Below are 26,749 nucleotides of genomic sequence, written 5' to 3'. Positions count from 1 at the left end.
GGAGACCCCATCCGAGGGCCTTCCGGCGCCTTGGAATCGCACGCACCAGACCGCGTCCGCTTTCCGATCGAAGGTCACCCGACAGGCTCTGAGCGCAGTGGGCGCCCGAAGACATGATCGGGGGGTGACGGCTCGGACCGCCGTACAGCCGCCGTCCACGACGAGTTCGGTGCCGGTCACGAAGCGGGCCTCTTCGGAGGCGAGGTGGAGCACGCCGTACGCGATGTCCTGCGGGGCACCGCGGTGTCCATCGGCGTGGAGTCCAGCATCCGTCGGGCGTAGACGGCGGCCTCCGGGGCGGGTCGTCCCGGCCGGGGCCATGTCGGCGGCGACGCCGGTTGCGCCCTGTGAGGCGAGGACCCGGCAGATCTCCGTGCCGATACCGCCCGCACCGCCCGTCACTGTCGCGACTTTGCGTCCCTCGGAGCGGTACGGTCGAGGCTTTTTCGCGACACGATCGGCGATCGTCACTCCTTGCGCACGGCCGGAAGCGGTGCGTGCAAAAACTCGTGAGTGTATTACCGCGGGAACGCTCGTGCAGAGGGTTGGGTGAATGTGCCGAAGCACTGTTTCGATCTGACTAAGCTCACGCGCAGTGAAGTCGAGTTGATATGAATTCGAGCGCTTGTTCCGTCATGCCCTACACGTGCGTATGCATCCCGAATCAACCGCCAGAGGTCTTAGATGGCTCGTGTTGAATCACCGCCGATCCACCGAGAAATCCCCCTTGCCCGAGCCGCGTTGCTCCCCGTGCTCCTGGCGGCCGGCGCGACCGCCGCAGCCGCGGCGCTGGTTTCCGGGGCCGCCCGGATGCCAGTCGCCTGGTGCGGTGCGGTTGCCACTGTTGTGATCGCCTCGCTCGCCGTCGCGCTGGCCCGTCGCGCCCGCGCGATGCGCGGGCAGCGCGCGGAGTACGAGCACCGCCTCGCCGTCCTGGAACGCCGCCTCGCCACCCATGACGAAGAGGTCGTCCGGATCAACAAGGAGCTCCTGCCGGCTGCGATCCACCGGCTCCGCGTGGGCAACTCGCCCGACGAGGTGCTGCGCGACATCGTCGACGCCGATGAGGTCTACCGCGACCTTCCCGACGCCCAACGCGCCCTCGTCCACACGGTGCTGGACATCATCGACAACGAAGAGGCGATGCGCGACTCCGCGCAGCGCGCCTTCGTCAACGTCGCCCGGCGCGTCCAGGCGATCGTCCACCGGCAGGCCAGCGAGCTGCGGGAGATGGAGGAGCACCACGGGCGAAACCCCGATGTCTTCGACGACCTGCTCCGCATCGACCACGGCACCGCGCTGATCGGCCGGCTCGCCGACTCCATCGCGGTACTCGGGGGCGCCCGCCCCAGCCGTCAATGGCCCAAGCCCGTACCGCTGTTCAGCGTGTTGCGCGGTGCCATGTCCAGGATCCTCGAATACCCGCGCGTCGACCTGCACTCGATTGCCAAGGTCGCCATCATCGGCACCGCCGTCGAACCGCTCATCCACGCCTGCGCCGAGCTCCTCGACAACGCCACCCGCTACTCGCCGCCGCAGACCCGCGTGCACGTCACCGCGGTCGAGGTCCAGACCGGCATCGCCATCGAGATCGAGGACGGCGGCGTCAGCCTCAGCGAGGAGGCCCGTGCGCGGGCCGAGAACATGCTCGCCCGGGCTCAGGCCGGGTCCAACATGAACGACCTCGGCGAGTCCCCCCGGCTGGGCATGGCCGTCGTCGGCCGGCTCTCCCGGATGTACGACCTCCAGGTCTCGCTGCGACAGTCCGCGTACGGCGGCGTCCGCGCCGTACTCGTCGTGCCCCGTGCCATGATCACCACCGGTCCCGCCCCGGGTATCGCCCACGGCATCGGCGCCACGTCGAGGCCCACCAGCGACATCGACCTGGCGGGCATGAAGCACGTCGTCCCGCCGCGCAGCAAGCGCCGCAAGCCTCTCGCGGTGGAATCCCGCCCGGCCACCGGACCGGTCGCCTCCGACTCCCGGCCGGTGGCCGCGTCGTCGGCCATGGGCGACGACGCCCCCGTGGTGACCGAGTGGACCGCGGGCGGACTCCCGCAGCGCCGCAGCCGCGGCCGCGCGCCGCTGGGCTCGCACAACCTCCCCGTGCAGCACGCCGCCCCGCCCTCGAGGCAGCGCAACGGTCACGCCAACGGGAGCGACAGCGGCAAAAAGCAGCCGCCCGGGCTCTGGCTCGAGGCCTTCACCAACGCCGTCAACGGCGTGCCGCAGGAGTCGAAGACCGGCGAAGACACCGTTGACGCGTGGGACAAGGGAGACCTGAAGTGATCCAGCAGCGGGGAAATATGGACTGGATGCTCAAGGAACTGGCCGACGACGTTCCGGACATCCATCAGATCGTGGTGCTTTCCGCGGACGGCCTGCGCATCGCCCAGTACGGTGGCGACCCCGATGTCGCCGACCGGCTGGCGGCCGCCTGCGCCGGACTGCAGAGTCTGGCGGCCGCCGTCGCCTCCGAAATCCCTTACAGCGACGGCCTGATGCGGCTCGTCGTCATCGAAGTCACCAGCGGATTCTTCTACTTGATGGCCGCGGGGACGGGTGCGTATCTCGCCGTCCTCGCCGGAGAGACGGTGGACGCGGGACTCGTCGGAGCACGGATGCGCGACATGGTCGTCCGGATCGGTGCCCATCTCACGAGCCCGCCGCGCCATGACGGGCAGGCCGGATGAGTTCTCTCCGACGAGAACGCCGGGAGGCTGATCCGGCGCTGAGCGACCCGGAGCGGCTGTACGTCATCACCGGCGATCCTGACGGCGGCGAGCGGGCGGCGCTCGACCTGGTCACGATGGTCGTTGCGAAGGAGCAGCCGACGCCGACGGTCCAGCCCGAGCAGGCCGTGATCCTGCGGCTCTGCCAGGCACCGTTATCCGTCGCCGAGATCTCGGCCTACCTCAGCCTGCCGTTCAGCGTGGTGACCTCGCTCCTCACCGAACTCCTCGCGAGCGAACTGATCGAATCGCGCGCGCCCATCGTCCGCGCCACTCTCCCGGACAGGTCCCTCCTCGAAGCGGTGATGCATGGACTTCAGAAGCTCTGACACGATCACCGGCCCCAGGACCGAGGACATCCTTCCGACCACGGCCACGGCTGCCGTGAAGGTGGTCATCGTCGGCGGGTTCGGGGTCGGCAAGACGACCATGGTCGGTTCCGTCAGCGAGATCCGCCCCCTCACCACCGAAGAGACCATGACCCAGGCCGGAGTCGGCGTGGACGACAACTTCGGGGTGGAGAGCAAGACCGCTACCACGGTCGCCATGGACTTCGGCCGGATCAGCATCAGCGAGGAACTGATCCTCTACCTCTTCGGCACCCCGGGCCAGGAGCGCTTCTGGTTCCTGTGGAACGGTCTCTTCGAGGGCGCCCTCGGCGCCGTCGTCCTCATCGACACCCGGCGTCTCGAGGTCAGCTTCGACGTGATCGGACGCCTGGAAGAACGTGGTGTGCCGTTCGTCGTCGCCATCAACACCTTCCCGGACGCCCCGAAGCACCCCGTCGAGGCGTTGCGCAGCGCACTGGACCTGCCGGACGAGGTGCCGATGATCGACTGCGACGCCAGACTGCGCGGCTCCAGCCGCGATGTGCTGATGACCCTGATGCGCTATCTGCACAGCCTGGCCGTCCCGCTCGCCTGACCACCCCCGCTCGAACGCCGTCTGATCATTCGCACTGATCCTTGGAAGCCTGATCCCTGGAGCGATCGTGACAACCCCTTTCCCTCACGAGCCCGGAGCGGCCACGGGGCCGGTTCCGCCCCCCGAATGCCCGGCCCATGGACTCGGCGGACTGCGCCGGTTCTACGGCCCCGAGGCCGAGCGGGACCCGGCAGGGCTGTACGACAAGCTGCGCGCCGAACACGGCACGGTGGCGCCGATCCTGCTGCACGGAGACGTACCCGCCTGGCTGGTGCTCGGGCACAGCGAGAACCTGCACATGACGCGCACCCCCTCGCAGTTCTCCCGCGACTCCCGGCGCTGGCGGGCCCTGCAGGACGGCAGCGTCGCCCCCGACCACCCGCTGGCCCCGATCTTCACCTGGCAGCCCGTCTGCGTCTTCGCCGACGGCGCCACCCACGAGCGGCAGCGCGGCGCGGTCACCGACAGCATGGCGCGCATCGACCACCGTGGCGTCCGCCGGCACATCAACCGCTACAGCAACCGGCTCGTCAACGAGTTCTGCCAGGACGGCCGTGTCGACCTGGTCGGTCAGTTCGCCGAGCGGCTGCCGATGATGGTGATGTGCGAGATTCTCGGCATGCCCGAGGAGTGCAACGACCGGATGGTCCAGGCCGCCCGCGACATGATCCGGGGCACGGCGACCGCCGTCGCGAGCAACGCGTACGTGGTCGCCGCACTGAACCGGCTCGTCCGGCGCCGCCGGACCGAACCCGCCGCCGACTTCGCCACCTGGCTCGTCGAGCATCCCGCGGGCATGACCGACACCGAGGTCACCGAGCATCTGCGACTGATCCTCATCGCCGCGTACGAAGCGACCGCCAACCTCATCGCCAGTGTGCTGCGGATGGTCCTCACCGACCCGCGGTTCCGGGCCAGGCTCAGCGGTGGCCACATGACGGTGCCGGAGGCGGTCGAACAGATCTTGTGGGACGAGCCGCCGTTCACCGCGGTCTTCGGCCGATGGGCGGTCGGCGACACGGAGCTGGGCGGGCAGCGGATCAAGGCGGGCGACGCGCTGATCGTCGGCATCGCACCCGCCAATACGGACCCGGTGGTTCGGCCCGATCTGGCCGCCGACATGGAGGGCAACCGCGCGCACCTGGCGTTCAGTGGCGGACCGCACGAGTGCCCCGGGCAGGACATCGGACGGGCGATGGCGGATGCCGGCGTCGACGCCCTGCTGATGCGTCTTCCCGACCTCGAACTTGCCGTCGAGGAAAGCGAATTGAATTGGATCGGGAACATCGTGTCCCGACATCTGGTGGAGTTGCCGGCCGACTTCGCGCCACGCTCGCCGAAGGACGACGAGCCGCTGTCGACGGGGCGACGCAAACCGCCGCGCGAGGACTGGGAGGCGCAGTCGCCGGTCCCGCACACGACGCCCGCGCCCGTTCCGGCGGGGGTGGCTGCGCAGACCGGGCAGAGCCACGCCGACGGGGTGCGGACCGATGCCTCGCCCCATGGTGCGTCCGCCGGCCGGATCCCGCAGCAGCGCAGGCCGGCCGCACCGGCACGGCTGTGGCATGCGGTGACACGGTGGTGGAGCGGCTACTGACCGGGCCGTCCGCGGTACGACATTCGTGACGGGCCGGTGGCCGGGGCCCCTGGCTCCGGGCCACCGGTCTGCGCGATGCTGCCGTGGTGGCGGGCACGGCGCAGGCACAAGGTCCCCCGTACCATGCGGAAGCGTGAAGCTGACAATTCTGGGTGGCGGCGGATTCCGGGTCCCACTCGTGTACGGGGCGCTGCTCGCCGACCATGCCGAGGGCCGTGTCACCGCCGTCACCCTGTACGACACGGACGCCGACCGGCTCACCGCCATTGCCCGCGTCCTCGCCGATCAGGCCGAAGGGGTGCCGGACGCCCCCGTCGTCCTTGCTACGACCGAGCTCGACGAGGCACTGCGCGGTGCCGACTTCATCTTCTCCGCCATCCGGGTCGGCGGTCTCGAAGGACGTGCCGCCGACGAAAGGGTGGCCCTCGATGAAGGCGTGCTCGGGCAGGAGACAGTCGGCGCGGGCGGCATCGCATACGGACTGCGCACCGTCCCCGTCGCCGTCGACCTCGCCCGGCGCATCGCCCGGCTCGCCCCGCACGCCTGGGTCATCAACTTCACCAACCCGGCGGGTCTGGTCACGGAGGCGATGTCCCGTCACCTCGGCGACCAGGTCATCGGAATCTGCGACTCCCCGGTGGGCCTGGGCCGCCGGATTGCCCGGACCCTCGGCGTCGACCCCGAGCGGGCCCGGATCGACTATGCCGGCCTCAACCACCTGGGCTGGGTCCGTGGGCTGCACGTCGACGGCCGCGACGAACTGCCGCGCCTGCTCGCCGACCCGCACCTGCTCGGCTCGTTCGAGGAGGGAAGGCTCTTCGGCACCGACTGGCTGCAGTCACTCGGTGCGATCCCCAACGAGTACCTGCACTACTACTACTTCAACCGGGAAGCCGTCCGCGCCTACCAGGATGCGGAACAGACCCGCGGCGCCTTCCTCCATGACCAGCAGGAGGGCTTCTACACCCGGATGAAGGACCCGGCCGCTCCCGCTTTCCCGGCCTGGGACCGGACCCGCGCCGAGCGCGAGGCCACCTATATGTCGGAGAACAGAGAGGTCGCCGGGGTCGGCGAGCGCGACGAGAGCGATCTGGAGTCCGGCGGGTACGAGCAGGTCGCCCTCGCACTCATGCGGGCCGTCGCGCGTGATGAACGGACCTCGCTCATCCTCAATGTCCGTAACCGGACCACGCTCTCCGTGCTCGACGCCGACGCCGTCATCGAAGTGCCGTGCCTCGTCGACGCGAACGGTGCCCGTCCCGTCAGCGTCGACCCCCTCCCGTACCACGCCGTCGGACTGGTCACCGCGGTCAAGGCCGTCGAACGCGCCGTCCTGGACGCGGCCGCGAGCGGCTCACGCGCGACCGCCGTGCAGGCCTTCGCACTGCACCCCCTCGTCGACTCGGTCTCGGTCGCCCGCCGGCTGGTCGACGGGTACACGAAGGTCCATCCCGGACTCGCCTACCTGAACCGGCCTTGAGGTCCGGCCCCTGCCTCCTGGTACCCGCCTTCGGGTTCGTACGTACCCGAAGGCGGAGCCGGTGTGCGTCGTCGTTGATCCTTGTCCAGCTCGCTCCGGCATCGGTGGACCGGACGATTCCGCGCACCCCGCCGATCTTCGCGCTGCGTACGGCGACGAGCCTGCACACGGCGTCGAACTCCTTGCGGAAAAAGTCGGTTTCCCGCCTGGGCCCGGTTCCCTACACTGACCAGGAATCGCGCGCTACCACACCGACGCAGCGCGCGCCGTGACGAGTGAGGGGAGCCCGGCCGTGCGCTATCGCACCGCTGTTGTCGTTCCCCGGTCACGGTATGAGGTGATCCTGGTGTCTTCGTGCGCCCGGTGCCGGCTGCGCGGCCGGAACCGGATGTCCGTGACGAACACCTGACCCCTGTCAGCCCGGTGTCGAGTCAACCGGTCGGGAACATCCCGATGAGGTTGCGCCGCATCAGGGGTTCACACGTGGCCTGACCGCGGGCCCGTTCGTCCCGGGAATTGCGCTGCCCGCTCCGGATCACCCCGAAAGGCCATGGGCCGTGCGCACCAACCTGAACCGTCATCTCACAAGCCCGCTGACCGGTGTCCGTAACCTCGGCATCCTCGCTCACGTCGATGCCGGCAAGACCACCGTCACCGAACGGATCCTGTACGTCACCGGGTCCACGTACAAGCGTGGCGAGGTCCATGACGGGACGACCGTCACCGACTTCGATTCCCAGGAACGCGACCGTGGGATCACCATCTTTGCCGCTGCGGTGAGCTGTGCCTGGGACGGCCACCGGATCAATCTGATCGACACCCCGGGCCACGTCGACTTCTCCGACGAGGTGGAGCGCTCGCTGCGGGTGCTGGACGGCGCGATTGCGGTGTTCGACGCTGTCGCGGGAGTCGAGCCGCAGAGCGAGTCGGTGTGGCGGCAGGCCGATCGCCACGGGGTGCCGCGAATCGCCTTCGTCAACAAGCTGGACCGGGCCGGTGCCGACCTCGACACGGCGGTCGAGTCGATCCGGGCACGGTTGCATCCGGCCCCGCTGGTGGTCCAGTTGCCGATCGGAGCGGAGGACGGGTTCAGAGGGGTGGTGGATCTGCTGCGTATGCGGTCGCTGGTCTGGGCCCGCGACACGTTCGAGGAGGGCCCGGTGCCGGAAGCGCTGCGCGAAGAGGCGAACCGGCGTCGCCGGCTGCTGGAGGAAGCGGTGGCGGAACTCCACCCGGTCGCGCTGGAGGAGTTCTGTGCCAAGTCGACGGTCTCCGCGCAGACTCTGGCCTCCGCGCTGCGCGACCTGACCCGTACCGGTGAGGGCGTGGTGGTGTTGTGCGGTTCGGCGTACCGCAACTGCGGGATCGAGCCGCTTCTGGAGGCTGCCGTGGCCTATCTGCCCTCGCCGCTGGACGTGCCGGCGGTACGCGGTACCCAGGGCGGCGCAGTGCAGGAGCGCGTGGCCGACCCGGCGGCTCCGTTCGCGGCGCTGGTGTTCAAGGTGAATTCGACCGCCACGGGGCGGCTGACATACCTGCGGGTGTATTCCGGAACGATCGAGAGGGGAGATGCGGTGCTGGACGTCGGCGCGCGGCGCACCGAGCGGATCGGCCGGATTCTGCGGGTCCAGGCCGACCACCACTCGGAGACGGACCGGGCGGTGGCCGGGGACATCGTCGCGGTGGTCGGGCTGAAGTCGGCCCGTGCCGGGGCCACGCTGTGTGTACCCGCAGCTCCTCTGCTCCTCGAACCGCCGACCGTCGCCGACCCGGTGGTCTCCGTGGCGGTCGAGGCCCGCAGGCGCACCGATACGGACCGGTTGGTGTCGGCGCTGGCGCGGCTGGCCGAGGAGGATCCCTCGCTTGTGGTCAGGACCGACCGCGAGACGGGCCAGACGGTCCTGTCGGGGATGGGCGAATTGCATCTGGAGGTAGCGGTGGAGAAGATCCGGCGCGCCCATGGACTGGATGTCGGCATCGGCCGGCCGAGGGTGGCCTACCGGGAGACCGTCGCGCGTGGTGTGTCGGGGCTGGTGTACCGGCATGTCAAGCAGGACGGAGGCGCGGGCCAGTTCGCCCATGTCGTCCTCGACACGGAGCCGCTGGAGTCCGCTCCGGACACGTCCGGTGACAACGGCAGTGGCAGTGCAGTGGACTTCGTGTTCCGGTCGACTGTCGTCGGTGGCAGGGTGCCGCAGGAGTTCGTCCGGGCGGTGGAGGCCGGCTGCCGGGATGCTCTTGCCGAGGGGCCTCTCGGTGGTCACCCGGTGACCGGGCTGCGGGTCACGCTGACCGACGGAGCCACCCATGCGAAGGACTCCTCGGAGATGGCGTTCCGGACGGCCGGCCGGCTCGCACTTCGGGAGGCCCTGCGCGCCGGCGTCATGGTGCTGCTGGAACCGGTGGTCGAGGTCACGGTCACCGTGCCCGACGACGCTGTGGGCGGGGTGCTCGGCGACCTGGCGGCACGGCGCGGCCGGGTCTCGGGTTCGGTCGCACGGGTGGGTACGGCGGTGATCACCGCGGCCGTGCCGCTGGCCGAATTGTTCGGCTACGCGACCCGGTTGCGCAGTCGGACCCAAGGCCGGGGGACTTTCACCACCCGTCCCACCGGCTTCGCCCCAGCGCCCAGCGAGGCGCCCGACGGGACTCCGTCCCGGTGACGCAACGGCCGGCCTCGCCCGAACCAGGGCGGGGCCGGCCCGGCCGTCGTGCCTGCCGGGCCGGCTTCGCCCTGTGCGACGGCATGCCGGACCCGCATCCCGCGTATCCCTGCATGGACCGAGCGGCCGGCATGCAAACTGACGGAACTCAGCAAAGGCGCCAACCTCCGGTCGCGGCACAGGCGGTCAGGGCCGTGCTCGGCCGGGCCCGGCGTGCCGCGCCGGGCCGCAGCGCTCGCCCGGGCCCGGTTCGCACGGGCTCCGGGGTGGGTCACCGCGACGGGCTTGCCCTGCGCGTGGTCCGCCCATGCCGCATACGTCAGCGGGTGAAGGCCGGTCACCGAGGCGAGGACCGCCGCACCGACCGGATCGGGGCTGCCCGTCAGATGCGCCCGGGTGGCCTCGACGAGCCGGTCGTCGCTGCGCGGAGCCGCCAGGAATTCGGCGATCCACTCGCGGTCCTCGGAGAGCCTGAGCTCCACCGAGTCCAGCGTGTCCTGCGCGATCATGGCCGCCCCGCGCCGCACACCCCCGCGCCTCGGGTGGAGATGGCGCCGCCAGAGGGCCGGCAGCTCGAAGGTGTCCTCGTCGGGAAGGGCGCCCGGAGTCCCGTCCGACACAGCGCCTTCGGCAACCACCGGGGCCACGGTCACCGCTGATGCCGCCCCGCCCACCTCGCGGTACCCCTTGCGTTCCTTCTCCGCGATCGTCCAGCGCAGCTGTTCCTGCGCGGCGTCCGCCGACGCGTACTCCTTGCTCTGCGTCCGTCCGTCGCTGCCGACCCGTCCGTAGCGCACCGTCACCACGCCGCCATCGGCCCCGGTCTCCCAGAACTTCGACGCAGTTCCCTCGACGTACTCCCAGCGCCGCACCGGCCCGCCCCCTTCACATCCGGACAGCCCGCTTCCGGCGGGCTTCTCGATCAGTGCTGCCACACTAGATCCCGCCACTGACAACGCAGCGTGACGGTCCACAGAGCGTGAAAATTCGCAGATCAGGCGCTACGTGCCAGCTCCTCGCGGTGGACGGGACGGGTGAATGGCAGCCCCGCGACCAGCCGTTTCACCTCGTCGACCGCTGCGGAGCCGAGCCGAGCCGCTCCAGCTCCTTGCCGAGCGAGCCCGCCAGATGCGGTGTCAGAAACGCTCCGGGAAGGTCGAGCAGCGGATCCCCGAGCGGCAGGGGCTCCGGGTCGGTCACGGCGAGCGCGGGGGCCGCGGCGACGGTGACGACGCCTCGGCCCCCGCGGCCGTACCGGCCGGATCAGCCGGCGGGTACCGCGTGCGAACCACCGGCCACCGCCCAGGACGGCGTCACACCCGTGACCTGGCACACCATCAGGAAGAGCGGAATGGGCGGGGTGTACGGCGTGCAACTGTCGGGTGCGTGGATCAGCCGCGGCCGCACGGCGGGGACGTACGCGCCCCTGGCGTACGCGACCTGCGCCGGCCAGTCCAGATCGAGGTCCGAGCCCGCCGGTACGATCCACCACCAGCGGTCGGCGTCCGCGAAGACGCAGCCGGTGCGCGGCAGATGGGACATGAGCCGGAAGCCGTACCCGGCAGGCACCCCCACCGCGTCGCAGCCCAGGTTCGCCGACAGCGCGGGAGGCAGCGGCAGCTGCACGAGGTCACCCCCGGAGCCGGGCAGCCGGGACTCGCGGGAGAGGCGCGATCCGAGCAGATGGGACATCGCGTTCCTCAACATGACCGCTCCGTGCCGTGCGGCAGTTCTGCCCAGACGATCCGGCCCGATCCGTCGCCCGCGTCACGGGATCCCCAGGCGCTGCTCAGCGCGTCGACGAGCAGCAGGCCGCGTCCGTGCTCGTCGTCGGAAGTGCGGCACAGCTTCGGGCCGCCCGGCTGGTGCCCCTGGTCCTGCACGGCTATGCGCAACGTCTCTCGGAGACAGCGCAGCTCGCACACGACGCGCGTGCTCACGGTGTGCACCACCGCGTTGGTGACCAGTTCCGACACGATCAGGATCGCCGCGTCGTGCGCCTCCGTGTCCAGCTGCCACTCGTCCAGCCGGGTGCGTGTCAGCCGCCGTGCACCGGCCACCGACTCCGGGTGCGCAGGGAGCGCGAAGCAGTATCGGAGCGCTTCCGTCCCGGGGCTGAGGTCGATGAGCCGGGGGATGAGCGCACTGCCAGGTGCCACGACCGATTCCTCACAGTGGGGGGCTTCGTCACGCCTCGCATCCCAGGGCATGAGGGCGGGCATGACTACGTGAACTGGTTCACTCACCAACTCTCCCCCTGTCGTGAACACTTGGCAAGGGGCACTCTGAAAATTTCAGAGTGGCCGTGTCTTTGGCGGCATATGCATGGCACACTGCTCGCAAACAGCATCGGGAGGTCTGAAGTGAGCGAACCGCGGTCCGCCCCGACTGTGGGTCAGGTCGTTCTCGGCAAGCGCCTGCAGGATCTGCGGGAGCGCGTCGGCCTGAGCCGTGACCAGGCTGCCAAGGTGCTCCGGGTCGCTCCCGCGACGATACGCAGGATGGAGAACGCCGAGGTCGCGCTCAAGATCCCCTATGTGCAACTGCTCCTGAAGGCCTACGGGATCGCCGACGAGGAGGCCGAATCCTTCGTCGAGCTGGCCGAGGAGGCCAACAAGCCCGGCTGGTGGCAGCGGTTCCACGACGTCCTGCCCGACTGGTTCAGCATGTACGTCAGCCTGGAGGGCGCAGCGAACCTCCTGCGCATGTACGAACCGCACTTCGTCCCCGGACTCCTGCAGACCGAGGACTACGCCCGATCGGTGATGCGTACCGGCGCCGTCGGCCAGACCCGGCCCGAGGACATCGAGCGCCATGTGGCGCTGCGGATGGAGCGGCAGTCCCTGCTGACGCGGCCGGATGCCCCGAAGCTGTGGGTGGTGATGGACGAGACGGTCCTGCGCCGTCCCGTCGGCAGCGTCGACGCCATGCGCGCGCAGATCGACCGGCTGCTGGACGCCACCGAGATGCCCCATGTGACACTGCAGATCGCGGAGTTCGAGACCGGCCACCACCCGGGCACCTACGGCCCGTTCGTCCTCTTCCGCTTCGCCGTCCCCGAACTGCCCGACATGGTGTACAGCGAGTACCTGACCGGCGCCGTCTACTTCGACGCGCGCCCCGAGGTGGCCTCCTACCTCGAAGTCATGGACCGCATGGCGGCTCAGGCCGCAACTGCACAACGCACGAAGGAAATCCTCCGGGACTTCCGCAAGGAGCTGTGATCGATGGACCCCATATACAACGGCATGCCCGCCGGCGAACTCGGCTCCGAAGGCTGGTACAAGCCGTGGAGCGGTGGGAACGGCGGCAACTGTGTCGAGGCCATGAAGCTGGCCGACGGCAGAGTCGCTGTACGCCAGTCCGCGGATCCCGACGGCCCCGCCCTGATCTACACCCACCGTGAGATCGCCGCCTTCATCCAGGGAGCCAAGGCCGGCCAGGCGGACTTCCTCCTTACCGGAATCTGACGCGTCCGGCGTCTGTCCTTGCCACACTCAGTCCCGATCGTCCTTGCGCACGCGGCGGCCCTGCTGCGCTCCACCCCCGAGGGCGCCACCGAGTACATCCAGGTCGATGCCCGAGAGCCGGAGACCATCCTCGAACAGGCGTCACCGGCATGCTCACTGCCTGCTGACCGACCGGGTGATGCCCGCGGCGATCGTCGTCGCGAGCAGCCACCCGGTCGCGATCAGGACGTACGACAGCCACTGGTACCAGCCCTGAGGGTTGAACGCCCGCTCCTGCCCGAAGTCGACGATCGGCAGGAGCAGGTCCAGTGTGTAGACGAACGGACTGAACGGCGGAGCCTCGTCGGCCTTCAGAGGGCTCGGATGATGCAGCGTGTACACCAGCGACCCGGCCAGCAGCAGCGAGAAGAGCCAGGCGGCGGCCCGCACCGGCCGGAAGCCGTACCCGACGGTGACATCCTGGAGATGCCCCCACAGCCGGGCGTACGCGGGCAGGGTGGCGCGGTGTCTGCGCTGCTTGGCGAGGAGCACCGTACGCGCGGCGTCGTCGTCGCCGATCCGCCGGTACGCCGCCGTCAACTGCTCGTATGCGTACGGTACGTAGCCCTCCTCCTCCCGTTCGAGCAGCGGCAGCCGCTGCTCGGCCGGCAGGTGGGGGAGCAGGGCCGTGTACGTCAGACCGTCGAGCCGGGCACGGTGCGGCCAGACCGCGGGGTCGGCGTGGATGAGATCGAACTTCGCCCGGCGCAGATTTATCCCGCCCTCGATCGGGGCAGCCTCCCGCAGCCAGAGTTCGCCGATGGTGGCACTGCTGACGCGCAGCGCGACGCCGCCGGGGTTGGACAGGTGGGCGTACGCGAGGTTGAGCTGGCCCGGTATCCGGGCGCCGCGCAGATTGACCCGCCCCTGGACCCGGATCCGCATCCCGTGGACATCGGATCCGACGGTGAGGTTCTCGGCCTGCAGCGCGGTCGCCCCGGGGTGGTGCAGTTCGGCGTCGTCGAGCTGGATCTGCCCCGTGACGGCGGCTCCACCGAGCCGGACCTCACCGTGCACGACCAGTCCGGGCCACCACAGGTCGTCCCCGACCGCCACGTGATTCAGCTGGAGAACGGCCTCGTCGTTGGGTGCGGGCGTGCCGTCCGCGTTCACCCCGATGCGGGTCCGGTCGAAGAACAGCGCCTGGGTGATCTTCGAGCCGCCGAGCCGGACCGGACCGGAAATCCGGCAGTCGGTGAGCCGCAGCACACCGTCGATCCGGATGGTCGCGGCGATCAGGCCAGGCAGCACGGAATTGCTCAGATTGAGCTGCCGAAGCTGCGAGCCGTACAGGTTGGGTGCCTGCTCGAAATGGCATCCGGCCAGCAGCACCGCGCACTCGGCGATCGCGTACCGCACATTCAGCGTGCCCGTGATCCGTGCGCCCAGGATGCGCAGCGCGGACACCTGGCCGTCCTCCCGCAGGCCGCCGACCAGCAGCGCCCTCAGCAACTCGGCGCGCACGGTGCGCTCAGGACCCCAGCCCTCCCCGGTCTCCGGGTCGTCCTCGGCCTCCACTCCGGTACGGAAATCGACAGCGACACCGCGCGGGAAGGCGTCCCGGACACGGCGCTCGGCGGGGGTCAACTCGGTGATCTCCATCGGCGGGACTCTGACCCGTGTCCGACGGAGTGTCAACCCACGCCTTCGCCCGGTCGATTCAGCCCTCCAGTGTGTGTCCGGTGGTGGCGTCGACATGGTCGGGCACGTCGTCGTGCCGGTCGCCCACCGATGACGTACCGGACGGCTCGAACAGCAGCAGCGAGGCGCCGTCCGCCGAGAACGGCTTGTGCCAGGTGGAGGGCGGGACGACGAACACCGCGCCCCGGTCGAGCGTGACCGTGCGCTCGCCGCCGTCCTCGCGCAGGACGATGTCCAGCGTGCCGTCGAGGACGAGGAAGAACTCGTCGGTGTCGTCATGGACGTGCCAGACGTGCTCGCCCCGGACCTTGGCGACCCGTACGTCGTAGTCGTTGACGCGGGTCACGATCCGGGGGCTCCACAGGGTTTCGAATGTCGTGAGGACCTCGCTCAGCAGGATGGGGTCCGGGCCGGCCTTCGTCGTGTCATCGCTCATGATCCCCATCTTCGGTGCTGGGCCCCACGAAGGGGGAGTGCTGTGCAACGCATAGGACGCAAGAATCCTCGCGGCTGCCGGAGCGCGGCGAGGAACGCCTCGATCTGGTCGCCCGCGCCGGCTGACTCGGTACGGCGACGAACCTGCGCGCCCAGCTGCGCCGCCGTACCGGGCTCACCCCCACCGAGTACCGGCGCACGTTCACCCGGACGCACTGACCCGCCCGCCACAGGTCACAATGGACGCATGTCCCGACGCAGCACACGCCCCCGGCAGCCCTCCGCCGCGAGCACCCGGAACGCCCCGGTGACCGCGATCACCCCGGCTTCGCCGTGCCCGTGCGGCCTGCCCGCCACGTACGCGGACTGCTGCGGACGACTGCACGCCGGCACCGCCGCCGCGCCGACCTGCGAGGCGCTGATGCGTTCGAGGTACGCCGCCTTCGTCGTCCAGGACGCGGCGTATCTCCTCCGCACCTGGCACCCGGACACCCGGCCGCCCGTCGTCGACTTCGATCCCGGCATGCGCTGGGTGCGCCTGGAGATCCTGGAGACGACGGACGGCAGCGCGTTCCACACCACGGGCACGGTCACCTTCCGCGCCCACTACAGGGACCACGGCCGTCCGGACTCGCTCCATGAGAAGAGCCGGTTCGTCCGGCACGAGGGCGCCTGGGTCTACGCGACGGCGGTCTTCGTCGACTGACGGCTGCCCGTGCCCGGCTCAGTTGAAGACGGACACCCGCGTGCGGTGGAGCGTCGGCTTCTCGAACCCGTCCACCAGCGCCACCGCGAGATCCGCGTACGACAGATGCGCCGACGGAATCTCGGGCACGCCCTCACCGTCGTGATCCAGAGCTGTTCCTCGACCCACTCCGTCCGGGCGCCGGAGACGGTCCGGGCCCGCATGCGGGGGACGGGCGGCCGGGTCAGCGCAGCAGCGCCCGTACCGACTTCTTCATCCGGGCCACGAAGGCCTCCCGCACCTCGTCCGTCACCCGGTCCAGCGAAAGATACGGATTGAGGTCCTCCAGCTCGACGAGCAGCAGCTCACCGTCCGCCGTCCGGCACGCGTCGACGCGCTGGATGCCGTGGGCGAGGTCGTTCCACTCCACGAACCGGCGGGCGAAGTCCAGATCCGCCACCGTCGGCTCGTACGGTTCCAGCACCCAGCGCTGCTCGGGGTGCGGTGCGTAGAGCGCGTACTGGAAGTCGCGGTCGATGAAGAAGAAGGACACCTCGTAGCGGAAGTCGATCCTCGGCTGAACCAGCACGGTGCCGTCCGGCTCGGCGCCCACCTCGGCCGCGAGCTCGTCCGGCGTGACGAAGCGCAGCCCGACCGAGTCCGCGCCCAGCTTCGGCTTGATCACATACTCAGCCGCCCCGGGCAGCTGCCCCAGATCGCCCGCCCGGTCCACGGTCGCGATCACCGGGTACTTCGAGGTGCTCAGATCGACCAGATACTGCTTGCCCGCCATGTCACCGCGCCCGGTCAGCGGGTTGTACACCGGCACCTTCCGCTCGCGGGCGCGGGCGCAGAACGCGTCGTACGCCTCCTGGTAGTGCAGCACCGGACCGCTGTTGCGGACAACGACGGCGTCGAAGCCGTCGAGCAGCGCCGCCGCGTCGCGCGGATGACAGAGTGCGACATCGAATTCCTCGCGCAGCCGCGAGGTGAGAAAGATGTCCTCGTCGCAGTAGCGGCGGCCGCGCGCCTGGTACGCGAGGTCGGTGACGAAGAGGACGGACGGGCGCGGACCGGCAGGCATGAGGTTCTCCCAGGGGGTGCGGGGGCGGACAGCGGATCAATAACCTTGATGGCGTTGCCCGTTCACCACGTTGGAGCATCCTGACCTCTGCCCCACAGGAGTCGCACGTGTCGCCACTGCCCGACATTCTCTCGCGACGGATTCACCCCTTCCGGGCAGGGCGTCTTTGCCCGGGGCCCGAAGTCGCCTCCGCCCCCGTGCGCCGGTCACACGTGATCGTATGGTTTCGCGTCTCAGCCGGCCACCCCCACGGCATCTCGATCGGCGCTGATGGGCGGCAGGGGCGCTCGCCGAGCCCGTCACGCCGCTCCGTACCCTCCTTGGCCGATGCCTCAGCCGGAGCCGCGCAGTTCAGGCCGTCCCGACATCGGCCGGACCGCGGCCGCCCACTCCACCAGCAGCCCGGCGTCGGGCCGCACTCTCCGGCGACAGCGCCCCCCACGCCCGCAGTGTGCACATCCAACCGCCCCCGGACCGGGTGGAATCGGGGGCGACGCAGGCACATCGTCCGGCTTCGCGCCCGGCGTTCGTGGGATTCGTCGTAACGGGCCCTGGTGGTCGTCGCGGAGACATCGGAGCCGGCCTGAGGTTCGGAGACGCAAAAGGCAGCGACCCTCGGGTCGGATGCGGGTGAGTCACCAGGAGCTGCCGGGGCGCACCGCCAGCCGGGGATGGTGGGCGGCCAGGACCTTGTTGGCCTGCGCCAGTTCGGACAGGGCCTGCTCGCGGTCCGCCTGGTCCTCGATGCAGAGCCGCGGGCCGCGGAACCTGCGGACCTCGCGGGCGGCGCACTCGGCGTCGAACTCTGCCCGCACGATGTGCGGCGGGATGCAGGACCCGATCAGTTCGGCGACGCGGTCCGGGATCGGCACGGGAACGAGGAGGTGCGAGGCGGTCATGGGGGGTTTCCCTCTCGGATGGTTGACCAGGAGGTGGTGCTCCGCGGCCGCCGGGTGGGCGGTCGACTCCTCCTTATGTAACGGGAAGCAGTTCCGGGTTTCCCATGGAGAACGTCTCCGTCTGGCAACCGTTTGAGAGTGACCGGCTATTTCTCCTTACTCGCAAGTAAGTTGACTCCGCGTGAGGTACGTGCTCGGTCGGAATCCGCGCTGCGCCGATCAGGGCGGCGCGTCGTCGCTGCGGGCGCGCAGCTGCATCGCACGCAGCGCCGCCTCGGTCGAGAACCGCGACTCGGGGTCGACGATTTGCTCGCCGAAGATGGTCTCCAGATTGCGCATCCGGTAGCGGACCGTCTGCGGGTGTACGTGGAGCAGCTCGCCCATCTGGGCGGCGGTACCGCGGGTTTCGAGCCAGATCCGCAACGTCTCGATCAGCCGCTCGCGCCGGTTGGCGCTGATCTCCGCGATGGGTGCGAGTTCGCGCCGGGCGAGCTGGTCGAGGAAGGCCGGGTCGGAGAGGAACCACCACCGCTTCCCTCTCCGGCCCCGGGAACGCGATCACCATGAACCAGGACACCACCTGTATTCCGAGTGAGCCCTCTGCCCCCTGCCCGCCGACCATGCCGACGATGCCTGGCACGAAGTCGTGACGCCTGTTGACGATGGCGTCGTCGTCGGCGACGGTTCCTCAGGGCTGGACCGGATCCGCCTACCTCGGAGAAGTCCCATCAACGGCGGTGACCCCATCCCGCTGGAGGGTCCCTGCACCGTCAGCCAGTAGTCCGGCCCCCCGGTACGAAGAGAACTAAGGTGGTATACGGGTCATGTAGGAACGCCCCCGGAGGGGCCCATGCGCCGACACCGCACCACCCATGCCGACAGCTCCCAGGAAGCCCTGCTCACCCTCGGGCGTCTTGTCGACCAGGCGCTGGAGCGGCTCAGGATCCAGCGGGCGCGCGTGGAACTGGCCGAGGCATTGCAGCGCCATCTGCTCCCGCCCCGGCTTCCGCAGCTGCCCCACCTGGCCATCGCGGCCCGTTACACCCCCTCGCATGACGGTCTCGATGTAGGGGGCGACTGGTACGACGCCTTTCCGATGACGAACGGGGCGGTCGGGATCGCCATCGGTGACGTGCAGGGTCACGACGTGGAAGCCATTGCCTTCATGGGACAGGCCCGCACCAGCCTGAGGGCCCTCGCCTGCGCCACGACCGATCCGGGCGAGGTACTGAGCCGCGCCAATGATCTGCTCATTTCCATGGGCTGCGGCCTTTTCGCGACCTGCTGCTTCCTGACCTTCGACCCGCTCAGCGGCGCGCTCGCCATCTCCCGCGCAGGCCACATCCCGATGGTCTGGGCCACGTCCGCCGGTCACTCCGGCATCATCCTCGACAGTGGCGGTCCGCCCCTCGGCATACTCCCCGGGGAGGTCTATCCGGTGACGCGACGATGGCTGACGGAGCCGGGATCGTTGGTCATGGTCACCGATGGGGTGGTGGAAGGACCGGCCTGCCCGATGGAGAAAGGGCTGGAGGAGGTGGTACGGCTGGTCTGCAGTGGTTACGACGGCGACCCCGACGAGCTGGCTCGTGACGTGGTGAAGGTGGCCGATCTGACGGGCCACTGCGACGATGCCGCAGTCCTCGTCGTCCGATATGCCGGCCTCCCCGGCGCGGGGTAGCCATGGCCCGCGCTGCATGTTCCGCGCTGCAACGACCGAGGTGGCTCCCGGCCCGTCATGGCCGGTCGAGCCCTTCCAGGTGGTGTCTGATGACTGCCGTGGTGACCAATCCGGAGCTTCGGCGCAAGGGCGCCGCGACTCTCCTGGTCCTCGCTGTCGCAGCCGCCTACTACGGGGCCGCCCAGCTGGGTCTCCTCGAACAATTGGTGCGCGGACAGGTCACGCCGCTCTGGCCCCCTACCGGCATTGCCCTGGCCGGTCTGCTCGTCTTCGGGCTCCGCGTCTGGCCGGGCATTGCGATCGGGGCCTTTCTTGCGAACGTGTCCATCGGACCGACGGCTCTCACCGTTCTGGTCATCATGGTGGGAAACACGCTCGCACCGGTCTGCTCCTACCTGATGCTGCGGCGTGCGGGGTTCCACAACGATCTGGACCGGCTGCGCGACGCGCTGGCGCTGGTCTTCATCGGCGCCCTGGGCGGGATGCTCATCAGTGCGACCATGGGCAGCAGCGTGCTGGTGCTCTCCGGCGCCGTGCCGGCAGGAGATTTCTGGCCCACGTGGTCGGTGTGGTGGACCGGCGACGCCATGGGGGTGCTGGTCGTCGCACCGTTTCTGCTCGTCCTTCGCGAGGCGCGGTGGCCACGCGGTGTGGCACTCCGGCGGTGGGCCGAAGCGGCGGCCCTGTTGCTCGGCACCCTTGCGGTCACGCTCCTGGCGACGGGCAGCAGCAGTGCCTCCCTGCTCTTCCTTGTCTTCCCGTTCCTGATCTGGGCCGCGTTCCGATTCGAACGCGCCGGCGCCGCGTCGTGTGCGCTCGGAGTCTCCATGCTGGCGATTCTGGCCGCCAGCCGCGGGGCCGGTCCATTCGCCCATAAGGAGCTCTTCACCAATATGGTCACGCTCCAGGCCTTCAACGGCGCCACGGCACTGACCGCGCTGCTGCTCGCGGCGGTCATCACCGAGCGGAACCGCACCCACGACGAGATCAACCGGCTCTGCGGGCGGCTCACCGACATAGTGGCGGCCATGCCGGACCACCCGGTCACCGACCAGTGGCTGACGTCCGACGACCCCGACGACCCGGACGGCCGCGCCGACGATCGTTAGGGGTGTCCGGCCGGCGACCTCTCCGTACGCGCCCCGGTGGACATCAGGCCGAGCAGCCCACCGGGGATCTGCGCGGAGTCGGCGACGAGCGCGCCGCCCGGAGGCGAGACAACCGTCGCGCCACCGCCCGGGTGCGTGACCATGTCGACCTGGAGGTCGCCGGCACCCACCGGCACCACGGTGTTGCCGAGCCTGATGGAGCCGCTTGCCGAGTGCGAGGAGACACAGACAGCTGCGTCCGTCGCCCCGTCCCGTCCGCGGCCGGCATGGCGGGACGGTGGCTGGGGCTGCGCCACCCCGTCGGGCGCGATATCAGCGGGCTGACAGCACCTCGGCCAGGTCGTACCGCACCATTTCTTCCAGCTGTGCGTAGGTACAGCTCCCGGGGGTGCGGTCGGGCCGCCACCGGCGAAACCGGGCCGTGTGCCGGAACCGGTCGCCCTCCATGTGGTCGTAACCGACTTCGCACACCCGCTCCGGACGCAGCGCCACCCATGACTGGTCCTTCTTCCCGGACCAGCGGCTCGGTGTACCGGGCAGCCGGGCGGTTTCGTGGGCGGCGGCATCCCCCCACGCCGCCCACGGATGGTCGGCGAACTCCGTCCGCAACGGCTCCAGCTCAGCGACCAGCTCCTCGCGGCGCTTCATCGAGAACGCCGCGCAGACCCCGACGTGCTGCAGGACGCCTTCGGAGTCGTACAGGCCGAGCAGCATCGAGCCGACGACCGGGCCGCTCTTGTGGAAGCGGTATCCCGCCACCACACAGTCGGCGGTCCGCTCGTGCTTGATCTTGTACATGACGCGGACGTCCGGGCGGTACGGCAGATCCAGCGGCTTGGCGACGACACCGTCGAGCCCGGCACCCTCGTACCGTTCGAACCACTGCTGGGCGACGGCCGGGTCGGTGGTCGCGGGGGCGAGATGGACGGGGGCCGAGGCGCCGGACAGCGCCGCTTCCAGGACGGAGCGGCGGTCCGCCTGCCGGGTGGAGAGCAGCGAGTCGTCGCCCACCGCGAGGATGTCGAAGGCGACCAGACTGGCCGGGGTCTGCTCGGCGAGCAGCCGCACCCGTGAATCGGCCGGATGGATGCGTTCGCTGAGCCGGTCGAAGTCCAGTTTCCCGTCGTACGCGACGACGATCTCGCCGTCGATCACACAGCGAGGCGGCAGATTCTCCCGGACCGCCGTGACCAGCTCGGGGAAGTACCGGGTGAGCGGCTTGCCGGTGCGGCTGCCGATCACCACCTCGTCGCCGTCGCGGTGCACGATCGCCCGGAAGCCGTCCCACTTGGCCTCGTACTGCATGCCCGGCGGGATCCGGGACACGGACTTGGCGAGCATCGGCTTCACGGGCGGCATCACCGGCAGGTCCATGGACCGATTCTTGCTCGGATACCTCGACGTGGCTCCCGATATGCGGCATATGTGGGCCCGGCCTACCGTGGCCCCCATGGGCGCAGCGGTGGAGCTGGATGCAGACGGACGGGCAGTGCGGCTGTCCAACCCCGACAAGGTGTACTTCCCGGAGAAGGGCTACACGAAGCGGGACGTCGCCGAGTACTTCCTCTCCGTGGGCGCCGGGATCACGCGCGCCCTGCGCGACCGGCCGACCACACTCCAGCGCTTCGTCGACGGTGTCGACGGCGACTTCTTCTACCAGAAGCGCGCCCCGAAGAACCTCCCCGACTGGATCCCCACCGCCCGCATCGCCTTCCCCAGCGGCCGGTCCGCCGACGAGATCTGCCCCACCGAACTCGCCGCCGTCCTGTGGGCGGCCAACCTCGGCACGCTCACCTTCCACCCCTGGCCGGTACGGAGAGCCGACACCGACCACCCGGACGAGCTCCGCGTCGACCTTGACCCGCAGCCCGGCACGGACTACGCCGACGCGGTCACCGCCGCCCATGAGCTGCGCGCCGTCCTCGACGACCACGGTCTGCGCGGCTGGCCCAAGACCTCCGGCGGCCGCGGCATCCACGTCTTCGTCCCCGTCGAACCCTGCTGGACCTTCACCGAGGTCCGTCGCGCGGCCATCGCGGCCGGCCGCGAACTCGAACGCCGGATGCCGGACCGGGTAACCACCGCGTGGTGGAAGGAGGAGCGCGGCGAACGCATCTTCGTCGACTACAACCAGACCGCCCGCGACCGGACGATCGCCTCCGCCTACTCCGTGCGGCCCCGCCCGCACGCTCCGGTCTCCGCACCGCTGCGCTGGGACGAGATCGACGACGCCGAGCCGCGGGACTTCGACATCCGCACCATGCCGAAGCGGTACGCGGAGGTCGGCGACGTGCACGCGGACATGGACGACCACGCCTTCCGGCTCGACCGGCTGCTGGAACTGGCGGACCGGGACGAGCGGGAGCGCGGGCTCGGTGACATGCCCTACCCGCCGGAGTACCCGAAGATGCCCGGCGAACCCAAGCGGGTTCAGCCGAGCCGCGCCCGGCACGACGAGGACGGGGAGGCATGAGCGCGCCCGATCTGGAGCCCGTCACTCCGTACGGGGAACACGCCCGCCCCCGGACCCGCGGTGACAGCTGGGCGGCGTTCAAGGAGTCCCCGTATCTGCCCGCCGTCGTGCTGCTGTTCATCATCGCGGCGGCAGCCGGTCTCTTCGCCGGCTCCTACACGTACGCGATGGCCAATCCGACCCCGCGCAACATCCCGGCCGCCGCGGTCGGCGACCTCGGCACTCCGCGCGACAAGGCATTCCTCGCCCGGCTGGAGGTCGCGCTCGACACCTCGCTGGTGCTGCACGAGTACGCCACCGAAGCCGAGGCCCGCACCGCGCTGGAGGAACAGAAGGCCTTCGCCGTCCTGCGGTCCGCGAACGGCGGGGTCGCCGTGGATGTCGCGAGCGCGTCCGGAGCCTCGGTCGCCCAGCTGCTCGCCGAGTCCACGCTGAAGGTGGGGGAAGCGGCCCAGGTGCCGGTCAAGGTCACGGACGTGAAGCCCCTGCAGCGGGGCGATCCGCGCGGCCTCGCCCTCTTCTATATCTCGCTCGCCGCCGTGGTCGTCGGATTCATCGGCGCCATCCAGCTGAGCGTGCACGCCAAGGCGCTGAATCCCCTGGAGCGGATGGGGTTCACCGTCACCTACGCCCTGCTCGGCGGTTTCGCGATCGCCGCCGTGGTGGACTGGCTGCTCGGCTCCGTCGATCTGCCGTTCGTCCAGTCGTGGATGATTCTCGCCTTCACGATGTTCACCACGGGCATGGTCTTCACCATGTTCAACACCCTCATGGGGCGCTGGGCGATGATCCCCACCTGGGGACTGATGGTGCTGCTCGGCAACCCGTCCTCCGGCGGTGCAGTGTCCTGGCCGCTGCTGCCGTCGGTGCTGGGCTTCATCGGCCGCTGGCTCCCCCCGGGCGCTTCGGTCAACGCCCAGCACGCCGCCGTCTACTACCAGGGGCACCAGCGGATCTTCCCCTACCTGGTGCTCGCCGGCTGGTCGCTGGTCTCCTGCACGGTGTTCTGGCTATGGCGCCACCGGTACCCCGGAGGCCGTGACCACATGCCTCAGCATGCGGCCACGGCCTCCTGACCTTCCGTCGGCGTTGAGCCCGAACCTGCCGCCGCCGACCTGCTGCCACTTGGCGAACGACGTCGCCGTGCCGTCGAAGAGCTTGGTGTAGCCCACGAGAGCCCCAACTTCGAGGCCACCGTGGGCGACCGGCTCGAAGTGGTCATGATCACGCACGGCGAGTACTACCACACGTTCCACATCCACGGTCATCGCTGGGCGGACAATCGCACCGGGCTGCTCGCCGGGCCCGACGATCCCAGCCGCGTCATCGACACGAAGATCGTCGGCCCGGCGGACTCCTTCGGCTTCCAGGTCATCGCGGGCGAACACGTGGGCGCGGGTGCCTGGATGTACCACTGCCATGTGCAGAGCCACTCCGACATGGGTTTGGCCGGACTGTTGCTGGTCGCCAAGGCGGACGGCACGGTCCCGGGCTACGACCCCCATGCCATGCATGACATGACGGCCGACACGCCGATGAACGACAAGGCGATGACCGACAAGACCTGAGGCCGACGGACCGAGGCTGACACAATCCGCTCAGGGTTCCGTCGGCACCGTCGCCAGGCGTAGCTGTTCCTCCTCGACGATGCGCCTGGCCAGGCTCCCGACCGACACGTCCACGGCGTCCGGCGTCGTCTCGGCGACGTCGCTGCGCCGCGCGTACGCGTCGAACAGCCGCTCCTTGCGGGCCAGGATGTCCAGCATCCGCTGGTCGACGCTGTCCGTCGCGAGCAGCCGGTGCACCTGGACCGTGCGTATCTGCCCCATCCGGTGGGCGCGGGCCACGGCCTGGTGCTCCATCGTCGGTTTGATCTGTGGCTCGCAGAGGATGACAACCGACGCGGCCTGCATGTTCAGCCCGACGCCCCCGGCCTGGATCTGGCTCAGCAGGACCGCGTGGCCGTCCACCGTGCTGAACTCGTCGATCAGCTCCTGCCGCCGGGCGGCCGGGACGTTGCCGGAGACCGGCCCGAACACCCCGTTGCCCAGGGCCTCCCGGACCGTGGTGAGCACCTCGCGGAAGTAGGAGAACACGACGACCTTGAGCCCGTTGCCGGCGGCCTCCGTGACCAGCTCGCGCAGCCGGTTCAGCTTCGCGGAGGTCTCCGGACGGGCGTACGCGGCCCGGCGCATCCGCATGAACTGTCCGGCGGCGACCGCCTCCCGGTAGGCGTCGAGATCCGCCTCGCTGAACTCCTCCCACTCGTCGACCTGCACCAGCGCCGGGAGTTCGGTCAGCACATCCTCCTGGTTGCGCCGCAGATAGGCGGGCGCGACGGCGCGGCGGAAGGCGTGTGAACCGGCGATCCCGTGGGTGGTCCTGATCGACGGTGCCAGTTCGGGCTGGAGATGACGAACCAGGCTGCGGAACTCCTCGACCCGGTTCTCCATCGGCGTACCGGTCAGGAACAGCACCCGTTCGGTGCGCCCCGCCCAGCCGGAGACCGCGCGCGAGCGGCGGGTGGCGGGGTTCTTGACGTAGTGCGCCTCGTCGACGACCAGCATGCCGGGCCGCTTCCCGCCGTCCCGGGCGGCCGGGAGGGTGTGCAGGGCGTCGAAGGTGGTGAGGGCGACCCCGCCGCGCTCGCGCCAATCGGCGAACGCCTCCTGCCGCTCGGGGCCGTGCACCGGCAGCACCCGCAGGGTGGACCGGGCCCGGAGCTCCCGCGCCCAGTTGATCAGCACGCTCGCCGGGCAGACCACCAGGAAGTGCGTCTCGCCCCGCGCCGAGAGGTGCGCGAGCGCGGCGATCGCCTGCACGGTCTTCCCGAGCCCCATCTCGTCGCCGAGGATCACCCGCTTCTGCGCGAGCGCGAAGCGCGCACCGAACGACTGGTAGCCCCGCAGGGAGACCCGCAGATGCGCATCGTCGAGCCGCAGCCCGCGCACCCGGTCGGCGATCCCCGACGGAAGGAACCCCTCGGCGGCGTCCCGGTCGGGGCGCGTGCCCGACATCTCGGCGAGCAGGCTGTAGTACTCGGCGGACCGCAGCTCGAAGTCGACCCACGCCGCGAGGTCCGACTCCGGGGCCCGCAGCAGATCGACCGACACCTGCCCGAACAGCAGCGGAAGCCCGCGCTCCGCCGCCTCGACCACGGTCCGGACAGAGGCGACGGCAGTGAGCGCCGCCGCACGGGCCTGCCGCCCGGCGAACAGCATGCGCAACCGCCCGCGGGCCGGTCCGGCCTCGGTGAGCAGCGGCTCCAGCCGCCCGACGAGCCGCCGGGCCGCGTCCACGGCCCGCCGGACGTCCGGACCGGCCTCGACCAGTCGGTGCAACGCCATGACCAGGGCGGTCGTGGACTCGTCGGGCGCCTCCACGTCGATCCGGACGGCGACCGTGTCCCGGACCGCGTGCGCGATCTGGCCCGCGGCGGCGAGCGCCTGATCGGCGGTCTGCGCACCGACGCCGGGGATCTGGCGGAGCTCGTACCGATTGGCCTCATGGACCTGACCGACCGTCGTGTAGCCCGCCTGCTCGACCGCGCCGAGGCGCAACCGGCCCTCGGTGACGTCCTTGAGCCGGGAGACCGGGATCGCGGCCAGCTCACGGTGGATCAGGGAGTCGAGGATCGGGGTGAGAGCGGCGTGTATGGCGTCGGTCGCGCGGGTGTGGTCGGCCAGCACGGCACGCGCCGCGTCGAGCAGCCGTTCGGCTTCTGCGATCAGCTCCCGGGCTGCCTTCCCCGTCGGCGCCCCGGTGTCCCTCGCCCCGGTACCGGTCTCCCCGGCCTCTGTCATGTACGTTCCTCTGTCCGCGCAGCCCCGCTGCCGC

Annotated in this window: 26 protein-coding genes and 4 pseudogenes; 16 read left to right on the top strand and 14 right to left on the bottom strand. The window is 70.1% G+C overall.

Going from position 1 to position 26,749, the window contains the following annotated elements; all coding sequences use genetic code 11:
* The coding region (locus ACWD6R_RS27595) for an SDR family oxidoreductase (protein WP_451821179.1) at nt 1-321 on the bottom strand (321 nt) is incomplete at its 3' end.
* Between the two features lie 363 nt (nt 322-684).
* Between ACWD6R_RS27595 and ACWD6R_RS27590 the strand changes: the two genes are divergently transcribed.
* From ACWD6R_RS27590 to fusA, 7 genes are all read left to right on the top strand, one after another.
* Nucleotides 685-2,289 carry a sensor histidine kinase gene (locus ACWD6R_RS27590; protein ID WP_451821177.1) on the top strand — a complete coding sequence of 535 codons (1,605 nt, stop codon included), beginning with the start codon at nt 685-687 and terminating at the stop codon, nt 2,287-2,289.
* On the top strand, nt 2,286-2,693 hold the full coding sequence (locus ACWD6R_RS27585) for a roadblock/LC7 domain-containing protein (RefSeq protein WP_451821176.1): 408 nt from the start codon (nt 2,286-2,288) through the stop codon (nt 2,691-2,693). Before ACWD6R_RS27590 ends, ACWD6R_RS27585 begins: the two co-directional genes overlap by 4 nt.
* Nucleotides 2,690-3,061, top strand: a complete 372-nt coding sequence (locus tag ACWD6R_RS27580) for a DUF742 domain-containing protein (protein ID WP_451821175.1) — start codon at nt 2,690-2,692, stop codon at nt 3,059-3,061. The genes ACWD6R_RS27585 and ACWD6R_RS27580 overlap by 4 nt, the downstream gene beginning before the upstream one ends.
* The gene (locus tag ACWD6R_RS27575; RefSeq protein WP_451821174.1) at nt 3,042-3,656 is read left to right on the top strand and encodes a GTP-binding protein; all 615 of its coding nucleotides are present in this window, start codon (nt 3,042-3,044) and stop codon (nt 3,654-3,656) included. Before ACWD6R_RS27580 ends, ACWD6R_RS27575 begins: the two co-directional genes overlap by 20 nt.
* Nucleotides 3,657-3,723: 67 nt before the next feature.
* The gene (locus ACWD6R_RS27570; protein ID WP_451821173.1) at nt 3,724-5,253 is read left to right on the top strand and encodes a cytochrome P450; all 1,530 of its coding nucleotides are present in this window, start codon (nt 3,724-3,726) and stop codon (nt 5,251-5,253) included.
* A 133-nt stretch (nt 5,254-5,386) separates the two neighbouring features.
* Nucleotides 5,387-6,733, top strand: coding sequence for a 6-phospho-beta-glucosidase (locus ACWD6R_RS27565; protein WP_451821172.1), 1,347 nt, complete (start codon nt 5,387-5,389; stop codon nt 6,731-6,733).
* A gap of 557 nt (nt 6,734-7,290) precedes the next feature.
* Nucleotides 7,291-9,396, top strand: coding sequence for an elongation factor G (fusA, locus tag ACWD6R_RS27560; protein ID WP_451821171.1), 2,106 nt, complete (start codon nt 7,291-7,293; stop codon nt 9,394-9,396).
* Here the strand turns inward: fusA and ACWD6R_RS27555 are convergent.
* The 4 genes from ACWD6R_RS27555 to ACWD6R_RS27540 all read right to left on the bottom strand — a co-directional run bounded on the left by ACWD6R_RS27555 (nt 9,285) and on the right by ACWD6R_RS27540 (nt 11,555).
* Nucleotides 9,285-10,331 (bottom strand): WGR domain-containing protein, encoded by a 1,047-nt coding sequence (locus ACWD6R_RS27555; RefSeq protein ID WP_451821170.1) that lies wholly within the window; start codon nt 10,329-10,331, stop codon nt 9,285-9,287. The genes fusA and ACWD6R_RS27555 overlap by 112 nt on opposite strands.
* A 127-nt stretch (nt 10,332-10,458) precedes the next feature.
* Nucleotides 10,459-10,596 (bottom strand): hypothetical protein, encoded by a 138-nt coding sequence (locus tag ACWD6R_RS27550; protein WP_451821169.1) that lies wholly within the window; start codon nt 10,594-10,596, stop codon nt 10,459-10,461.
* 63 nt (nt 10,597-10,659) lie between these two features.
* Nucleotides 10,660-11,103, bottom strand: coding sequence for a hypothetical protein (locus ACWD6R_RS27545; protein WP_451821168.1), 444 nt, complete (start codon nt 11,101-11,103; stop codon nt 10,660-10,662).
* Nucleotides 11,097-11,555: an ATP-binding protein gene (locus tag ACWD6R_RS27540; RefSeq protein ID WP_451821167.1), complete on the bottom strand. Its 459-nt coding sequence runs from the start codon at nt 11,553-11,555 to the stop codon at nt 11,097-11,099. Before ACWD6R_RS27540 ends, ACWD6R_RS27545 begins: the two co-directional genes overlap by 7 nt.
* 204 nt (nt 11,556-11,759) lie before the next feature.
* On the opposite strand from ACWD6R_RS27540, the gene ACWD6R_RS27535 reads away from it, so the two are divergent.
* The 3 genes and pseudogenes from ACWD6R_RS27535 to ACWD6R_RS27525 form a co-directional block, all read left to right on the top strand.
* Nucleotides 11,760-12,620 (top strand): helix-turn-helix domain-containing protein, encoded by an 861-nt coding sequence (locus ACWD6R_RS27535; RefSeq protein WP_451821166.1) that lies wholly within the window; start codon nt 11,760-11,762, stop codon nt 12,618-12,620.
* Between the two features lie 3 nt (nt 12,621-12,623).
* Nucleotides 12,624-12,866 (top strand): DUF397 domain-containing protein, encoded by a 243-nt coding sequence (locus ACWD6R_RS27530; protein ID WP_037698613.1) that lies wholly within the window; start codon nt 12,624-12,626, stop codon nt 12,864-12,866.
* 33 nt (nt 12,867-12,899) lie between these two features.
* A pseudogene (locus ACWD6R_RS27525) lies at nt 12,900-13,007 on the top strand (SAM-dependent methyltransferase); the annotation flags it as partial.
* A gap of 12 nt (nt 13,008-13,019) precedes the next feature.
* Here ACWD6R_RS27525 and ACWD6R_RS27520 read toward each other — a convergent pair.
* Both ACWD6R_RS27520 and ACWD6R_RS27515 read right to left on the bottom strand, forming a co-directional pair.
* Nucleotides 13,020-14,507: a membrane-associated oxidoreductase gene (locus ACWD6R_RS27520; protein ID WP_451821165.1), complete on the bottom strand. Its 1,488-nt coding sequence runs from the start codon at nt 14,505-14,507 to the stop codon at nt 13,020-13,022.
* A 58-nt stretch (nt 14,508-14,565) separates the two neighbouring features.
* Nucleotides 14,566-14,982, bottom strand: coding sequence for a cupin domain-containing protein (locus tag ACWD6R_RS27515; protein WP_451821164.1), 417 nt, complete (start codon nt 14,980-14,982; stop codon nt 14,566-14,568).
* A gap of 246 nt (nt 14,983-15,228) precedes the next feature.
* Between ACWD6R_RS27515 and ACWD6R_RS27510 the strand changes: the two genes are divergently transcribed.
* Nucleotides 15,229-15,687, top strand: a complete 459-nt coding sequence (locus ACWD6R_RS27510) for a YchJ family protein (protein WP_451821163.1) — start codon at nt 15,229-15,231, stop codon at nt 15,685-15,687.
* A gap of 223 nt (nt 15,688-15,910) precedes the next feature.
* Here the strand turns inward: ACWD6R_RS27510 and ACWD6R_RS27505 are convergent, their stop codons facing one another.
* From ACWD6R_RS27505 to ACWD6R_RS27490, 4 genes and pseudogenes are all read right to left on the bottom strand, one after another.
* Nucleotides 15,911-16,750 (bottom strand): hypothetical protein, encoded by an 840-nt coding sequence (locus tag ACWD6R_RS27505; protein ID WP_451821162.1) that lies wholly within the window; start codon nt 16,748-16,750, stop codon nt 15,911-15,913.
* A 526-nt stretch (nt 16,751-17,276) separates the two neighbouring features.
* Nucleotides 17,277-17,432: pseudogene (locus ACWD6R_RS27500) on the bottom strand (acyl-CoA dehydrogenase family protein); the annotation flags it as partial.
* The gene (locus ACWD6R_RS27495; protein ID WP_451821161.1) at nt 17,386-17,649 is read right to left on the bottom strand and encodes a hypothetical protein; all 264 of its coding nucleotides are present in this window, start codon (nt 17,647-17,649) and stop codon (nt 17,386-17,388) included. The pseudogene ACWD6R_RS27500 and the gene ACWD6R_RS27495, both read right to left, overlap by 47 nt.
* 219 nt (nt 17,650-17,868) lie before the next feature.
* Nucleotides 17,869-18,174: pseudogene (locus ACWD6R_RS27490) on the bottom strand (PucR family transcriptional regulator); the annotation flags it as partial.
* Between the two features lie 325 nt (nt 18,175-18,499).
* Between ACWD6R_RS27490 and ACWD6R_RS27485 the strand changes: the two are divergent.
* A complete protein-coding gene (locus tag ACWD6R_RS27485; RefSeq protein ID WP_451821160.1) occupies nt 18,500-19,330 on the top strand; it encodes a PP2C family protein-serine/threonine phosphatase in 831 nt (276 codons plus the stop codon).
* An 89-nt stretch (nt 19,331-19,419) separates the two neighbouring features.
* Complete coding sequence (locus tag ACWD6R_RS27480) at nt 19,420-20,439, top strand: MASE1 domain-containing protein (protein ID WP_451821159.1); 1,020 nt, start codon at nt 19,420-19,422, stop codon at nt 20,437-20,439.
* On the opposite strand, the gene ACWD6R_RS27475 is transcribed toward ACWD6R_RS27480, so the two are convergent.
* Together ACWD6R_RS27475 and ACWD6R_RS27470 are read right to left on the bottom strand one after the other, a co-directional pair.
* A complete protein-coding gene (locus ACWD6R_RS27475) occupies nt 20,436-20,609 on the bottom strand; it encodes a hypothetical protein (RefSeq protein ID WP_451821158.1) in 174 nt (57 codons plus the stop codon). The two genes, ACWD6R_RS27480 and ACWD6R_RS27475, sit on opposite strands and share 4 nt — an antisense overlap.
* A gap of 142 nt (nt 20,610-20,751) precedes the next feature.
* On the bottom strand, nt 20,752-21,813 hold the full coding sequence (locus ACWD6R_RS27470) for an ATP-dependent DNA ligase (protein WP_451821157.1): 1,062 nt from the start codon (nt 21,811-21,813) through the stop codon (nt 20,752-20,754).
* A 76-nt stretch (nt 21,814-21,889) separates the two neighbouring features.
* On the opposite strand from ACWD6R_RS27470, the gene ligD reads away from it, so the two are divergent.
* From ligD to ACWD6R_RS27455, 3 genes and pseudogenes are all read left to right on the top strand, one after another.
* A complete protein-coding gene (gene ligD, locus ACWD6R_RS27465) occupies nt 21,890-22,912 on the top strand; it encodes a non-homologous end-joining DNA ligase (protein WP_451821156.1) in 1,023 nt (340 codons plus the stop codon).
* The gene (locus ACWD6R_RS27460) at nt 22,909-23,988 is read left to right on the top strand and encodes an ABC transporter permease (protein ID WP_451821155.1); all 1,080 of its coding nucleotides are present in this window, start codon (nt 22,909-22,911) and stop codon (nt 23,986-23,988) included. The genes ligD and ACWD6R_RS27460 overlap by 4 nt, the downstream gene beginning before the upstream one ends.
* A gap of 90 nt (nt 23,989-24,078) precedes the next feature.
* A pseudogene (locus tag ACWD6R_RS27455) lies at nt 24,079-24,480 on the top strand (multicopper oxidase domain-containing protein); the annotation flags it as partial.
* Nucleotides 24,481-24,510: 30 nt separating this feature from the next.
* On the opposite strand, the gene ACWD6R_RS27450 reads toward ACWD6R_RS27455, so the two are convergent.
* Entirely contained in the window at nt 24,511-26,715 is a 2,205-nt protein-coding gene (locus ACWD6R_RS27450; RefSeq protein ID WP_451821154.1) for a DEAD/DEAH box helicase, read from the bottom strand.
* Nucleotides 26,716-26,749: the final 34 nt, after the last annotated feature.

The sequence above is a fragment of the Streptomyces sp. NPDC005151 genome (assembly GCF_053599875.1).
The sequence above is the reverse complement of the archived record's forward strand: the minus strand, read 5'-3'. Positions and strand labels throughout refer to the sequence as shown.